12 protein-coding genes, 1 tRNA gene and 1 rRNA gene are annotated in these 15,703 nt (G+C 49.1%); all 14 read left to right on the top strand.

All coding sequences use genetic code 11. The features are described from left to right. Positions 1-84: ribosomal RNA gene (gene rrf, locus JHU38_RS04875) — 5S ribosomal RNA — on the top strand; the annotation flags it as partial. Between the two features lie 243 nt (positions 85-327). Next, complete coding sequence (gene prmC / locus JHU38_RS04870; RefSeq protein ID WP_107581894.1) at positions 328-1,197, top strand: peptide chain release factor N(5)-glutamine methyltransferase; 870 nt, start codon at positions 328-330, stop codon at positions 1,195-1,197. A 10-nt stretch (positions 1,198-1,207) separates the two neighbouring features. Next, positions 1,208-1,696, top strand: a complete 489-nt coding sequence (locus JHU38_RS04865) for a regulatory protein RecX (protein ID WP_232369839.1) — start codon at positions 1,208-1,210, stop codon at positions 1,694-1,696. 17 nt (positions 1,697-1,713) lie between these two features. Then, positions 1,714-2,388 (top strand): ComF family protein, encoded by a 675-nt coding sequence (locus JHU38_RS04860; protein WP_232369838.1) that lies wholly within the window; start codon positions 1,714-1,716, stop codon positions 2,386-2,388. A gap of 97 nt (positions 2,389-2,485) precedes the next feature. Then, on the top strand, positions 2,486-3,118 hold the full coding sequence (gene pyrE, locus JHU38_RS04855) for an orotate phosphoribosyltransferase (RefSeq protein WP_107581896.1): 633 nt from the start codon (positions 2,486-2,488) through the stop codon (positions 3,116-3,118). Between the two features lie 32 nt (positions 3,119-3,150). Then, positions 3,151-3,564, top strand: a complete 414-nt coding sequence (locus tag JHU38_RS04850; protein WP_107581897.1) for a polyketide cyclase — start codon at positions 3,151-3,153, stop codon at positions 3,562-3,564. Between the two features lie 187 nt (positions 3,565-3,751). After that, a complete protein-coding gene (argH, locus tag JHU38_RS04845) occupies positions 3,752-5,089 on the top strand; it encodes an argininosuccinate lyase (protein ID WP_107581898.1) in 1,338 nt (445 codons plus the stop codon). Then, positions 5,064-5,645 (top strand): hypothetical protein, encoded by a 582-nt coding sequence (locus JHU38_RS04840; protein ID WP_107581899.1) that lies wholly within the window; start codon positions 5,064-5,066, stop codon positions 5,643-5,645. Before argH ends, JHU38_RS04840 begins: the two co-directional genes overlap by 26 nt. A 77-nt stretch (positions 5,646-5,722) precedes the next feature. Beyond that, positions 5,723-5,808 (top strand) — tRNA-Leu (locus tag JHU38_RS04835). A 26-nt stretch (positions 5,809-5,834) separates the two neighbouring features. Continuing rightward, positions 5,835-7,511, top strand: a complete 1,677-nt coding sequence (locus JHU38_RS04830; protein ID WP_107581900.1) for a tetratricopeptide repeat protein — start codon at positions 5,835-5,837, stop codon at positions 7,509-7,511. Further along, positions 7,508-8,530 carry a DUF4369 domain-containing protein gene (locus tag JHU38_RS04825; protein WP_107581901.1) on the top strand — a complete coding sequence of 341 codons (1,023 nt, stop codon included), beginning with the start codon at positions 7,508-7,510 and terminating at the stop codon, positions 8,528-8,530. The genes JHU38_RS04830 and JHU38_RS04825 overlap by 4 nt, the downstream gene beginning before the upstream one ends. A 6-nt stretch (positions 8,531-8,536) precedes the next feature. Continuing rightward, a complete protein-coding gene (locus JHU38_RS04820) occupies positions 8,537-10,078 on the top strand; it encodes a YifB family Mg chelatase-like AAA ATPase (RefSeq protein WP_107581902.1) in 1,542 nt (513 codons plus the stop codon). Positions 10,079-10,382: 304 nt separating this feature from the next. Then, entirely contained in the window at positions 10,383-13,478 is a 3,096-nt protein-coding gene (locus JHU38_RS04815; RefSeq protein ID WP_207859318.1) for a SusC/RagA family TonB-linked outer membrane protein, read from the top strand. A 21-nt stretch (positions 13,479-13,499) separates the two neighbouring features. Next, positions 13,500-15,449 (top strand): SusD/RagB family nutrient-binding outer membrane lipoprotein, encoded by a 1,950-nt coding sequence (locus JHU38_RS04810; protein WP_107581904.1) that lies wholly within the window; start codon positions 13,500-13,502, stop codon positions 15,447-15,449. Positions 15,450-15,703: the final 254 nt, after the last annotated feature.

Raw genomic sequence — 15,703 nt, 5'->3', positions numbered from 1 at the left:
TCTTCCCATTCCGAACAGAGCCGTTAAGCCTGCCCGCGCCGATGGTACTGCAATGTAATGCGGGAGAGTAGGTCGCCGCCTTCTTTGATTGGAGAGTCTTGGTTACAGACGTAACCGGGACTCTCCTTTTTTTGTTCCCGCAATTTTTTGACATAAAGACATAAGGACCTATTTTTCAGACCGTGGGGAATAAAGGCATAAAGGTCGCAAGCGGCAAGAGAGCCATAAGGCTAATGTTACAACTTTATCCATGAAGCACGCGGACAGCTCTCAACAATTCTGTCAGAATGTATATCCGATTCAATATTTTTCCCTATTTTTGTGGGTATGAATTACCAACAACTCGTAGCCGATCTCACACCCTTTTATGAAACAGGTGAGGCAAAAGCGATCGTAAGACTGCTACTCGAAGAACGATTCGGATTGACTATGGCCGACATCGTATGCGGCAAGGTGGAAGCGATGGCGGCCGAACGACAGGCAGAATTACGAACGATGATGGATCGTTTGTTGACAGGCGAACCCGTTCAGTATGTTATTGGCACCGCCGATTTTATGGGACGGCAGTTTGTGGTGGCGCCGGGCGTCCTCATTCCACGCCCTGAGACAGCCGAATTATGCGCGTCCATCATTGATAGATACAATCAACCTTACTGCGCTCTTCAGCCCCCCGCGCCTTTAAAGGTTCTCGATGTGGGGACAGGTAGTGGCTGTATCGCCGTAACACTGGCCTTAGACCTGTGGAACAGTGACGTCTGTGCCTGGGATATTTCGGGCGATGCCCTGCTAATTGCTCGAGAAAACGCCCAGCGGATGGGAGCCAAAGTGAATTTAGAGTTGCACGATATTCTTGCGACAGACATTCAATCGACTACCCCACAGCGCTTTGATATCATCGTTTCAAACCCTCCTTACATTTGTAAGAAGGAACGCGTGACGATGGAAAGGCACGTTCTCGACTTTGAACCATCAATCGCGCTCTTCGTGCCCAATGATAATCCGCTTTTGTTTTATCATGCCATCGCCCGTTTCGCAGCCCATGCTTTGAAGCCCAACGGGCTGTTGGCCTTTGAAATTAATCCACTTTACGCCGCCGAACTGATGACTTGGTTGAAAGAAAATGAATGGAATCAAGTAGAAGTAAAGGCTGATCAGTTCGGCAAACAACGTTTTATTTTCGCCCTCAATCATGCTTAAAGATAAGAAAATGACGCCACAACAAGCGCTGTTTAAACTCACCACGCTCTGTTCGCAGGCCGAACATTGTGCCGCCGAAATGGAGGAGAAACTGCGTAAATGGCAGTTGGACGACGCCGACCGAGCCGAAATCATGGCCTATCTTGTCAAGGAACGCTATGTCGACGACGCCCGTTTTGCCCGCTTCTTTATCAACGATAAGATTCGATTCAACAAATGGGGCCGCCGGAAAGTGGAACTGGCGCTCTATCAAAAGCACATTCCGAGAGAAATATCAGACCCCATTTTTGAGGAGATTGACGCCACGGCCTACGAGGAAGTGCTGCTTCCCATGCTGCAAGCCAAATGGAAAACCATCAAGGCGAAGAGCGATTACGAGCGTTCGATGAAGCTTATCAAGTTTGCCATGGGCCGCGGCTTTGGCATCGATATCATTCGCAGATGCGTCGACCAGATAACCGATGTTGACGCCGAAACCGATTTCATGGATGAAGACTGACATCCTTACCCGATTGATTGACCTGCTGGCCCCCCCGCCCATGCGTCGTCTGCGGCCAGCGTCTCACGCCCGACGAGGATGTCGCCTGCCTTTCGTGCCTGCTTCAACTGCCGTTTACGGATTACGAACATGCCCCTTTGGACAACCCGATGGCCCAACTTTTCTGGGGGCAGACTGAGGTAGAAAAGGCCGCGGCGCTCTTCTTCTACAAACCTCACACGCAGACAGCCCAAATCATTTACGACCTCAAGTATCACCATCGTCCACAATATGGATGCCAGTTGGGGCTGCTCACCGCCCGTCGTTTTCTACCTACCGGTTTCTTTGAAGGCATCGATGGCGTGATCGCCGTTCCATTAACGCGTCGCCGACAGCATGACCGTGGTTACAACCAAAGCGAGGCCATTGCCCGCGGGCTTTGCCATATCACCCGTTTGCCCTTAATCGACAAAGCGCTCGAAAGAACACGATTCACCGAGAGTCAGACCCAACAAATCAGCCGATTGGCCCGCCGTGAAAACGTGGAAGGGCAGTTTTCCCTGCGCCGCCCCGAACAAGTCTGCGGCAAACACATCCTCCTGGTCGACGATGTCGTGACAACCGGTGCCACCATGTTGGCTGCCGCAGAAGCCCTGTCGGCAGCCGGCGACGTGCGCTTCAGCTTCTTGAGCTTGGCCTTTGCCAAGCCATGACGGCCTACCCTAAATATCTTTAAAATAAAAGGCATTGTTGGATTTATCGCATAATTCAACTAACTTTGCATTATTCATCCATATAAACCTCGCTATCATGAATCAATTAAAAAAGGATTTTGCGTCAAGATTATTAAAAGTAAAGGCTATTAAACTGCAGCCTAACAACCCTTTTACTTGGGCTTCCGGCTGGAAGTCGCCCTTTTATTGCGACAATCGTAAAACACTTTCTTATCCCGAACTTCGCAATTACGTGAAGTTGGAACTTGTGCATATCATTCTTGAGAAGTTTCCAGAGGCCGAAGCCATTGCCGGCGTAGCTACCGGAGCCATTGCTCAGGGCGCATTGGTGGCCGACGAGCTGAACCTTCCCTTTGTCTACGTGCGTTCCAAACCGAAAGATCACGGCTTGGAGAATCTCATCGAAGGCGAGTTGAAGCCGGGCATGAAGGTCGTTGTGGTTGAAGATTTGATATCAACGGGCGGCAGCAGTCTGAAAGCAGTCGACGCCATCCGCAATAACGCCTGCGAAGTGATAGGCATGGTAGCCAGCTATACCTATGGTTTCCCCGTGGCCAAGACCGCTTTTGAGGAGGCCGGCGTTCAACTTGAAACGCTCACCGATTATGAAAACGTCGTGTCTCAGGCCCTTGAAACAGGCTATATTGCCGAGGAAGACGTAGCGCTGTTGCACGAATGGCGGAAAGATCCGGCCACGTGGAAGGCATAAAAGCATACATCACCTAACCCCCATCAGTCATTATGGCCACATTTGAAAGTACCATTCGCCCCATCAATTACGCTCAAGAGAATGTTTATAATCTCTTGAGCGACCTAAGTAATATAGAACGTGTGAAAAGCCGGTTGCCCGAAGACAAGGCAAAAGACTTGGTTTTTGACACCAATTCAATCTCCATAACAACTCCCATGGGTAGTGTCAAACTGAGCATTGTGGAACGAGAAGCTCCCAAATGCATCAAGTTTGAAACCGAAGAAAGCCCCTTACCGTTTAATTTCTGGATTCAGATACTTCCGGTAACGGCCACCACCAGCAAGATGAAACTTACGATTAAGGCCGATCTCAATCCCTTTATTAAGGGAATGGTATCGAAACCGCTGCAGGAAGGCATCGAAAAGATTGCCGATGTGTTGCAGATGATCAACTACGAAGCGTAACGCCCATTTTCAGGGCGTTGCGCAACCGTTTTCTAAAAGCATAGCTTTTACCTTGTAAAAGGGCTGCTTTTACAACACGAAAGCATAGCTATTGCAAAACAGGTAGGCCACGGCCGATTTTATCGGTGCCGTTCGGCCTTGTCAGAAAGGGCGCTTTCGTCCATTATTACCGACGATATAGAGACTTATGACAAAGAAACTTTGGGAAAAAAACTTTGAGGTGAACCAAGAGATAGATCGGTTCACCGTAGGTCGCGACCGAGAGATGGATCTCTACTTGGCCAAGTATGACGTGCTCGGATCGATGGCCCACATCACGATGCTTCAGTCAATCGGACTGCTCGAAGCCGATGAACTCACGCGGTTGATGGCTGCCCTGCGGCGCATTTACGCGTGTTGTGAGCGGGGCGAGTTCCAAATCGAGGAAGGCGTAGAGGACGTTCACTCCGAAGTGGAACTGCTGTTGACGCGCGAACTGGGCGATGTGGGCAAGAAGATTCATTCCGGTCGGTCGCGCAACGATCAGGTATTGCTCGACCTGAAGCTCTTTACCCGTCATGAACTCCATGAAATCGTCGATGCCGTGAAGCTCCTTTTCGATGAACTCATCGCCAAAAGCAATCAGCTGAAAGACGTGCTCATGCCCGGCTACACCCATCTGCAGATAGCCATGCCCTCAAGTTTCGGCCTGTGGTTTGGCGCCTATGCCGAGAGCCTTGTCGACGACACGCTTTTCTTGCAGGCCGCTTATCGGCTGACCAATCGCAATCCGCTGGGCTCGGCGGCCGGCTATGGTTCGTCGTTTCCGCTCAACCGGCAGCTCACGACCGACCTGCTCGGCTTCGACTCGATGAACTACAACGTGGTCTATGCCCAGATGGGGCGTGGCAAGATGGAGCGCAACGTGGCTTTCGCCTTGGCCTCGGTGGCCGGAACCTTGGCCAAACTGGCTTTCGACGCCTGCCTTTTCAATTCGCAAAACTTCGGTTTTGTGAAGTTGCCCAAGGAGTGTACCACCGGCTCGAGCATCATGCCTCATAAGAAAAACCCCGACGTTTTTGAACTCCTCAGGGCCAAAAGCAACAAGTTGCAAGGCCTTCCGCAGCAGATTATGCTCATCATGAACAACCTGCCCAGTGGCTATTTCCGCGACTTGCAGCTTATTAAGGAAGTCTTTCTGCCCGCTTTCGACGAACTGAAAGACTGTCTGCGGATGGCTGCCTATATGATTAATAAGATGGAAGTGAACGAGCGTATCCTCGACAATCCCATGTACGATCCGATGTTTTCCGTGGAAGAGGTGAATCGTCTGGCTGCTGCCGGCATGCCCTTCCGTGACGCCTATAAGCAGGTGGGACTTGAAATCGAGAACGAAACCTTCAGGGCCGACCGCCGGATTCGGCATACTCACGAGGGGAGTATGGGCAATCTGTGCAACGACCGCATCGTAGCGCAGATGGGAGAGACGCTTGACGGATTCCATTTTGAACGTGTTAAGAATGCAGAAAAACAATTATTTGGTTAAGCAAACCATCGTTTTTGCGGTAGTATTGCTCGTATTGTTCACGTCGTGCGGCGAAGAAACGCTGTACAGCAACGCCTATCGCTGTAACTTCCGATTCAACACCGAGATTCATAACAACACGGTTTTAAACCAAGTTACCAATCCTCTTATTCCCGGAACCTACGTTCGCGTCAGCCTGTCGGTGCGTGGTTCGGTGCGCCATGTGGACTTGCTGCCCGGCACCGGTACGTCGGAGAGCGTGCCACTGACCACGGCCGAGGAGCGCATGCAGACCTATGACATGGGCGCTGACAATGGAATCATAGTGGGGCGGAGCGTTTATCATGGGCTGTTGGCTTTCGACGCGCAGTGTCCCAACTGCCTGTCCGAGAACAGCGGCGGGTCTTTTCCGCTTTCGTTTCATGGCAACGGTACGCAAATGACATGCGCCCATTGTCATCGTGTCTATGATTTGAATGAGCGCGGTGTCGTCGTGTCGGGCGAAAAAGGCAAGAAACTCATGGAGTATGCGGCCCAGTATACAGGCCGTTTGCTGCTTGTGCACAATAAATATTAAAAAAGTTAATTTAGTTTGGCGTTTCGATGATTAACGATTACCTTTGCAATCGAATTTCCTTTTTAACAATTCGAAATGCCGCAATGGTGGAATTGGTAGACACGAGGGACTTAAAATCCCTTGGCCAGTAACGGCTGTGCGGGTTCGAGTCCCGCTCGCGGCACTTCACACACAAACCACATTAATCTTATGCGTAAACATCTAATCTTTGTTTTTTCCGCGTGTTCATTCGTATTGCTTTCGTCTTGTTCAAAGATGGGCCCATTGTCGGCAGATAGTTTTACGGTTGTACCTAATCCGCTTGAGACAACCGGAGGCAAGGTTCCCGCTACTATCAACGGCCAATTCCCTGAAAAATATTTGAAGAAGAATGCCACTGTACGGGTTATTCCGGAACTTCGTTATGGTAAGAGACGTACCGCGCAAGGTACCAGCACTACGTTCCAGGGCGAAAAGGTAATGGGTAACAACCAGACGATTTCTTATCGTTTGGGTGGTCGCTACACCATGAAGACCTCTTTCGACTACGTTCCCGAGATGCAGCAAAGCGAAATGTATCTCACTTTCCAAGCAAAGGTAGGTAAGAAGGTGGTGAAGATTCCGGCAGTTAAGGTGGCTAACGGCGTGCTTGCTACTGCTGAATTGTATAAGCAGACCATGATGAATGGTGGTGCTTGTATCGCTCTTGACTCGTTCCAGCGTATCAATGCCAAGAAACAGGAAGCTAACATCAGGTTCCTCATCAATCAGGCTAACTTGCGTAAGAGCGAACTGCAGAATAACAGCGTGCAGGAGTTTGTCAGAATGTTGAAGAAAATCAATGCCGATCGTGAGAAATTGGCCATCAAGAATGTGGAAGTAGCCGCTTATGCTTCGCCCGAAGGTGGTTTCAGTTTCAACGACAGACTGGCCAACAAACGTCAGGATACCAGCGAGGATTACGTAAAGAGCCAGCTCAAGAGCACTAAGGTGAAGGCTGATATCGACGCTCACTATACGGCACAGGACTGGGATGGATTCCAGCAGCTTGTGCAAGCCAGCAACATTCAGGACAAAGATGTTATCTTGCGCGTACTTTCTATGTATAAGGATCCGCAGCAACGCGAACAGCAGATTCGCAATATGAGCGAAGGCTTCCGTGACTTGGCCGATCAGATTCTGCCCGAATTGCGTCGCTCTCGTCTCATCATCAATTACGAAACGATTGGTCGTACCGACGAGCAGATTAAAGAGCAGTACGCGATTGATCCTGTTAAGTTGGATATTGAGGAGATTCTCTACGCGGCTTCACTCGAAGATAACGTTGCCAAGAAGGAGGCTATCTACAAGAAGACCATCCAGCTTTACGATAAAGACTACCGTGCCTATAACAACTTGGCTGCTCTGGCCTTTAACAGAGGTGACAACACGACGGCCGAAAACTATATTGAGCGTGCGCTCCGCGTGAATCCTAAAGCACAGGAACCTTATGCCAACAAGGCGCTCATGAGTCTGCAGAAGGGTAATCTGGACGAAGCAGAAGGCCATCTTTCAAACGCCATCAATGCCAACGGCTTCAACGACGTGCTCGGCAACCTCAATATTGCTCGTGGAAATTACAGCCATGCGGCCGACGAACTGAAGAATTCTGTTAGCAACAGCGCAGCTTTGGCACAGATCTTGGCCAAGGACTACGCTGCTGCCGGCCAGACCTTGAAGAATATCAAGAACGCCGACGCGATGACAAGCTATCTGCATGCCATCCTCAGCGCACGTCGGGGGAATAGCTACGCGGCCGGTTCTTATCTGAAAGAGGCGCTGCAGAAAGATCCTTCATTGGCCGATTATGCCGATAAGGACCTGGAATTCGCTAAGATCAAACGATGAAACAAGTTAGATTAAGTCTACTTTTACTGCTCACCCTGGTTTTGGTTTCATGTGGGACTGACAGCCATCATTTTGAAATTGACGGCCGACTCATCAACCTAAACCAGGGTGAGTTCTATGTATATAGTCCCGATGGGGGAATCAACGGTATCGATACGATCAAGGTGGAGGGTGGCCGCTTTGCCTATGAGATAGCTTGTGAGCAGCCTTGCGTGCTGGTTATCGTCTTTCCTAACTTCTCTCAGCAGCCTGTTTTTGCGGCTCCCGGCAAGCAGGTCAATATCAGGGGCGACGCCTCCCACTTGAAAGAATTAGAGGTGAAGGGCACCAAGGATAATGAATTGATGACGAAATTCCGTCAGCAAGTGGCCGGCGCGTCGCCTCCCGAAATGCGGAAATATGCCGACCAATTTGTGAAAGACTATCCTGATTCGCCTGTCTCGCCCTATTTGGTCAATCAGTATTTCGTGCAGGCAGCTCGGCCCGATTATGCCAAAGCCTTGCAATTACTGACGCTTATGACTGCCTCGCAGCCCAAGAACGGACTGTTGAATCGGCTGTTACCGGGTGTCAGGCAGATGAAGGACGCCACTTTTTCGGGAAAACTCAAAGATTTCTATACCACCGACATAAAAGGTCGTCCTGTTTCGGGTGCCAATCTGCGTGCGGCTCGTTTTGCCGTCATCAACGTATGGGCTTCGTGGAGCTATGAGAGCATGGATATCCAGCGTCAGCTCAAGGAGTTTCAGCGCAAGAGCCACGGCAGTCTGCAGGTGCTGAGTATCAATGTGGACGCGACCGTGAAGAAGTGTCGTGAGACGCAGGAAATAGATTCGATCACATGGCCTACCGTCTGCGATGGACGGATGTTCGATGGGAAACTGGTACGTCAGCTCGGTTTGACCTCCATTCCCGATAATATCGTCCTGAAGAATGGCAATGTCATCGCCCATGGCCTCTCACCACAGGAAATGCGAGAGAAGTTGGGACAGCTGATTGTGACGTCATCTAACCACTAAAGAACCATGCTCGTCAAAACCTACTGCGCGGCCGTCAACGGTCTGGAAGTAACCACGATAACGATAGAAGTCAGTCTGAACCCGGGTATCATGTATCATTTTACCGGGTTGGGCGATGAAGCCGTGCGCGAAGGTCGCGACCGCATTGCCGCCGCCCTGCAGTATAATGGATATAAGTTTCCGAAGGCCGATATTACCGTCAACATGGCACCCGCCAACCTGCGAAAGGAAGGCAGCGGCTTCGACTTGCCGTTGGCCATCGCCATCCTGGCCGCCAACGGCACCATCGTTTCGGAAGAGCTCGGTCATTATATGTTAGTGGGAGAGTTGGGACTCGACGGCCGTCTGCAGCCCGTCCGTGGCGCGTTGCCCATCGCCATCAGGGCCCGTGCCGAACATTTCAAGGGGCTCATCGTGCCACGGCAGAACGTGAACGAGGCGGCCGTGGTCAATAATCTCGATGTCTACGGCATGGAATCGATTGTCGAGGTGATTCAGTTCCTGACGGGTGAGAAGTCGTTTGCGCCCACCGTCATCGATACCCGCCGCGTATTCTATGAAAAACAATATGCTTTCGACCTTGACTTTGCCGACGTTCGTGGACAGGAAAACGTGAAACGGGCCATGGAAGTGGCCGCCGCCGGTGGTTACAATCTTATCATGGTGGGGCCGCCGGGGTCGGGCAAGAGCATGATGGCCAAACGATTGCCGAGTATCCTGCCGCCGCTGTCGCTCTCCGAGAGTCTGGAGACGACCCAGATCCATAGCATCGCCGGTAAGACGGGTAAAGACACGTCGCTCATCAGTCAACGACCGTTCCGTGCGCCCCATCATACCATATCGGAAGTGGCTCTCGTCGGAGGCGGCAACAACCCGCAGCCGGGCGAGATTTCGCTGTCTCACAACGGCGTACTCTTCTGCGACGAGCTGCCCGAGTTCAACAAGCACACGCTCGAAGTGCTGCGCCAGCCGCTTGAAGACCGCCATATCACCATCTCGCGTTCCAAGTATCGCGTCGACTTTCCTTGCAGCTTTATGTTTGTGGCCAGCATGAATCCCTGCCCTTGCGGCTACTATGGCGATCCCACGCACCACTGCGTCTGTACGCCCGGACAGATACACCGCTATATGAACAAAATCAGCGGACCGCTACTCGACCGCATCGACATCCAAGTGGAAATCATTCCCGTGCCTTTCAAGGAAATCTCGAAGGCCGAACCCGGCGAGCCGAGCGCGGCCATCCGTGAGCGTGTGATCCGTGCGCGCGCTGTTCAGACCGCGCGTTTCAAGGAGGTGAAGGGCGTTCACTGCAACGCCCAGATGACCGAGCGCATGATCCATCGGTATGCCGAGCCCGACCAAGCCGGCATCGACCTGCTGCGCATGGCCATGGAACGCCTTTCGCTTTCGGCACGGGCCTACAGCCGTATTCTGAAAGTGGCCCGCACGATAGCCGATCTCGCCGGAAGCGACCGTGTGACAACCGAACATCTGGCTGAAGCCATCAATTATCGCAAACTCGATCGGGGCGATTGGGCAGAGAGATAGCTTATAGGAGGCTTTACCAAACGAAAAGATTCGTCATATTGGTTTGTTTTTAGAAAAGTTTTAATGATTTGTAACCAATTACGTATATTTAACAAAACAAAGGGTGTAATGTTAAATTTAAAGGATTACCTTTACACCATTCAAATTTATCTTAAATATTTATTATTTAAACCAAACAATGTAAAAATGAAAAAGTCCAAGTTAAGCTATTTGGAACGCTTCCAGTCCTGGCATTGTCCAATGCCAGCTAATACTAAAGTATTGGCACTTGCGTTCGGATTTTTAGTAAGTGGTTCTGTTTTACATGTCTGCATCAACGGCTGTTTCCTCGGAAAGCAGTGTTGCGCAGCAAAAAACATCCGCAATCAGAGGTGTCGTTACCGATGCCAGCGGAGAACCGCTTGTCGGAGTAACGATTACTGCTATAGGAACTAAAAAAGCGGCCGTTACCGACATAAATGGAAAATTCTCGATTGATGTAGCAGCAGGTTCAAAACTCAAAATCTCGTATGTCGGATATACCGCACGGGAAGTGATTGCTTCAAGTCAAGGTACCATGAATATTGTACTGAAGGAAGATAGCAAGAGTATTGATGAGGTAGTGGTAACCGCCCTCGGTATCAAACGTGAAAAGAAAGCATTGGGTTATGCTATTCAGGAAGTAAAAGGTGACCAGCTGGTGGCTGCCCGCGAAAATAACTTAGCCAACGCTTTGACCGGTCAGGTGTCCGGTTTGCAGATTATCCGCTCAAGCAACGGTCCTGCCGGTTCATCGAAAATTCAGTTGCGTGGTAGCAACTCCGTGACAGGTACAAACCAGCCGCTGATTGTTGTCGATGGTGTGCCATTGGATAACTTTACGGGAACCGGTAACAACGACTTCTGGAATCCCGGAACTGATATGGGTAATGGTCTGGCGGACATCAACTCGGAGGATATTGCATCACTTTCTGTATTGAAAGGTGCATCAGCCGCAGCCCTCTATGGTTCGCGTGCGGGTAACGGTGTTATCCTTATCACGACTAAAAAGGGAGCTAAGTCAAAAGGACTTGGTATTACCATATCTTCTTCTGTTTCTGTTGAAGGACTCTTTCTGAGCCCCGAACGTCAAACAACTTTCGGTCAGGGTAGTGAGGGTGTTCACAACCCCACCTCAGGAAGTAACTGGGGGCCGGAGATTGCCGGGCAAAAATATACCGACTGGGCTGGCAAGGAACAAAACATGCGGTATTTTGACAACGTGAAGAATTTCTTCAATACAGGTATCAACTTGATTGAGAGCGTATCTTTCTCACAACAGTTCAACAAGACATCCGTATATGTTTCAGGTACTCGTATGGACGACGGCAGCAAGATTCCGGGAGCGAAATACAACCGAAGCAACTTGATGTCGCGCATCTTTACCAACTTCGGCAACGATGACCGATGGAGCCTTGACGCCAAGATACAGTACATCCGTTCGTATGCCAAGAACCGTCCTATATCAGGTGCCAATATCAACAACTATTTCTACACCATGTTTACCATGCCTATTTCTTTGGACATCACACAGTTCAAGCAGGCCATCAATCCTGAGGATGGAAACATGTACTGGTGGGAAAAAGGTAGCGTACAGAATCCCTACTGGGCAAAAGATTATAACACGAACGAAGACACTCGCAACCGTTTCTTACTGAACTTCGCCCTGAAATACCAATTCAACGATTGGTTGAGCGCAGAAGCGAAAGCCGGAAGCGATATGTATTTTACAGAGAGCGAAACCAAACTATATGCTGGAAGTCCTTCTTCTAAAACGGGTCGTTACTCATTTGGCGAGCAAAAGTTCTATGAAAACAATTTCAGCCTGTTGCTTACCGCACAGAAAGACAACGTAATCGGCAAGTTCGGCGGTGTAGCCACATTGGGTGGCAACCTTATGGAACGCAAGAGCACAGGACTATCTAACTCGCTCAAGGAACTCATCGCGCCGAGCCTATTCTGGTTGAAGAATGGTAAGAGTTCGGATCTTTCGGTAAATCCTTCATACAGTCACCGTAAGACCAACTCGCTTTATGGTTCATTGAGTATCAATTATGACGGTTGGGCTTTCCTTGAAGGAACCTTCCGTAACGATTGGTCTTCTACACTGAGCAAGGAAAACCGCTCTTATTTCTATCCGTCTGTCAGTGCTTCATGGGTAATAAGCGATATGTTGAGTAAGATGGATAAGCCTCTGCCTAAATGGTTCAGCTACGCCAAAACCCGCGTTTCATTCGCACAAGTTGGTAATGACCTTGATCCCTATCAACTCTACAACACCTATTCTATTGGTAGCATCCCGTATACAAACGGTGTCGGAGCCTCAAAGGGCTCTACGCTGTATGACAGCAATGTGCGCAGCGAGTTGATTTCTTCATGGGAAGCAGGTTTGGAAATCCGTTTCCTGAACAACCGCTTGGGACTTGACGTGGCTTGGTACAAGTCTAATGCACGTCGTCAGTTGCTGAATCTGCCGATGAACTCATTGTCAGGTTACGAGCAAAGGAAAATCAATGCGGGTGATATCCAGAACTCCGGTATTGAAATCATGCTGAATGCCACACCGGTATTGACAAAAGACTTCCGTTGGGACACTCAGGTGAACTTCTCAAACAACAAGAACAAAATCATCAAGTTTACCGATGGTATCGAAGATTATATCCTCGGTGGATACGACAATCTGAAAATCATTGCCAAAGCTGGCGGAAACTATGGTGAAATCTGGGGTACTACATTCCTCCGCGTTACCGACAAGAAGAGTCCCGACTATGGCAAGCTATTGCTCAACGCAGACGGTCTTCCACAGGGTGATCCCAAAATTAAGAAGATTGGTGACCAGCAGGCTGATTGCCTCTTGGGATGGACCAACACGCTTACCTATAAGAACTTCGCATTGAGTTTCATGATTGACGGTCGTTTTGGTGGTCACATCTTCTCTGGTTCCAACATGTTACTCCAGAAGAATGGTGTTGCTGCAGTTACCGCCCCCGGCGGCAAGCGCAACAAGATGGTTGTAGATGGCGTGATAGCCGACGGAAAAGGTGGCTATACCGCAAACAAAAAGGAAATTACGCAGCAGCAATATTGGATGGCTCTGACAGGTTCAACCGGTAACCTTGGTATCGGAGAAGCCAATGTTTACTCTGCTACGAACGTTCGCCTGCGCAACGTTTCACTGTCATACAGCTTCAAACCAAAGAACATGTTCCTGCAGCAAGTTAAACTTGGTGTTTCCTGCAACAATGTATTGATGTTGAAGAGCCATCTGCACGGAATCGATCCGGAGTCTGTTTTTGCAACCAATACAAATGCAACAGGCTTCGAGTATGCAGCACCTCCTACGTCACGGACATTCATCTTTAACATTTCACTTGGTTTCTAAAAACTTAATATAAAGAACAATATGAAAACAACATATAAAATTTTGTCAATGGCAGCATTGGCTATCGCCATGTTAGGCTCTTGTTCCGATTTCGATGAAATCAACGTAAACCCGTCGGCTGCAGGCGATGACGCCGTGCATCCCGACTATTCATTGAACCAGTCTTTTTATGAGGCACAGATGGACCCTGACATTGCCGAGCGTGTATTCGTTTACAACTGGGCTTCCATTGCTCGCGTCGTAGGCGAAAATCTCATGGGTGTAACCGCAAGATACAATGATCAATTCAACGACCGTTTGTACACCTATTCTTCAACTTGGATTAAAAACGCTACCGCGGCTATTGAGCTTGCGGACAAGAATAAGGGAACAAACGACCATGAAATAGCATTCTATAAAAACGTAAAACAGATTGCACGTATATGGCGTGTGATGCTGATTGCCGATTTCGTAGATTCCTTCGGTCCTTATCCACTCAATGCTTTCACCGGCGTAGCTCCACAATTCAATTCCGAGGAAGAAGTATATAACTATTTCTTCACCGAGCTGAAAGAAGCAAGCAGCGCCCTTGATATCAATGTAAAACCGACAGACGCTGAGGCTAAGGGCGATCCTGCGTTCAAGTACGACGCCGCACAATGGCAGAAGCTCGCCAACAGCTTGCGTCTGCGCTACGCACTCCAGTTGACAGAAGTGAACAATGCAAAAGCGAAAAGTGAGTTTGAAGAAGCCGCAAAATTGCCACTCTTGACAGAAGATGGCGACCTCTTCGGTTTCAAAGAAGATGGTGGATGGTCTGCATACGAAGGAGTAATGAATCGTGGTTGGAGCGACCATTGCATCTCTTCGTCTATGTGTAACCTTTTGGCTGGCTTGGGCGACATTCCTGTAACAAGTTATCGTCCTGACTTAGCTTCTCATATCAAGCCGATTAACTATGTGGGTGAGAAATACGAGAAGCACTATCCCGCGTTGACCGACAACCCAACCAAGCAGTTGTGGATGGATGGTATTCCCGAATATCTTGACCCCCGTGCTTTGGTAGTGTGGTGTCTTACCAATGATACAACCGCAACCAACTGGCCCGACCAAGCAAAGCAAGGTAAAAAGAATCATGCTAAATATGGTATGATTGACCCCACCGACAAGGATAAGAAGAAGATTCTGGTAAAGGTTGACGCAGAGTTCACATGGAATGGTTATCCTGCAGGTACGCGAGGTGCGTGGACTCCCGAAACATTCGCACTCAATCAAGTGTTGGGCAATGCGTGGGATACAACACCGATGCTCAGCAAGGAATATCGCAACAACAGCAAGAAACGTATCTGGATGGCTCCTTGGGAAACTTACTTCCTGTTGGCCGAAGGTGCTGTTTACGGTTGGGCAACCCCGATGACAGCCAAAGCGGCATACGAAAATGGCGTGAAGTCTAACTTCGCTTATTATGGAGTAGACAAATATGTCGACCAGTATCTTGCTTCTACCAACTACAACAGAGTAGGTACTTCTGTAAACTTCGACCATACGACCGAACCTGTAGACTTTGAAGCTGATTATAAAGACGGCTATACCAAAGAAGCCAAGAAGATGACTTATCACTATCCTGACGCAAGCAAGATTCTCTACAAAGGTCATAAGCTCAACGATAAGCTCACAAAGATTATCACACAGAAGTATATCGCCAACACTCCTTATGGCGTAGTGCAGAGTTGGAACGACCGTCGTCGCTTAGGCTTGCCGTTCTTTGAAGTTCCCGGAAACGAAACAACTCTGACCGGTTCAGACTTCGATGGCCTTTTCAAAGCTGATAGCTACAAGGACGGACAGAAGTGGTATCACTTTACACAGCGCATGAGATACCCATCTGTATTCGAAAACTCTGATAAAGAACAATATCAGAATGCTCTGAAGTTGTTGGGAGCAGAGCAAAACACCATGATGACTCCATTGTGGTGGGCCATCAAGAAATAAGTGTGTAGACAGATATCCTTGTCTGCTACTCATTAAAATAACAAGAAGCCTGTCAACGCAATGTTGGCAGGCTTTTTTATATCGTCCGACAGAAGGTCATTCACCATGACGAATAGCTTCATTTGGACAATAATGTTAGTGATTTTGCCCCAAAATTACGAAAAATACACCGGTTAGCTCCGTTTAATCACGATAAAACACTATTTTTGTAGAGTGATTATTCTAATCTTATTTCATTCAAATCCTAAGTAATC

It is taken from the genome of Prevotella illustrans, assembly GCF_017426725.1.
In the GTDB taxonomy this organism is placed as follows: Bacteria; Bacteroidota; Bacteroidia; order Bacteroidales; family Bacteroidaceae; genus Prevotella; species Prevotella illustrans.
The sequence above is the reverse complement of the archived record's forward strand: the minus strand, read 5'-3'. Positions and strand labels throughout refer to the sequence as shown.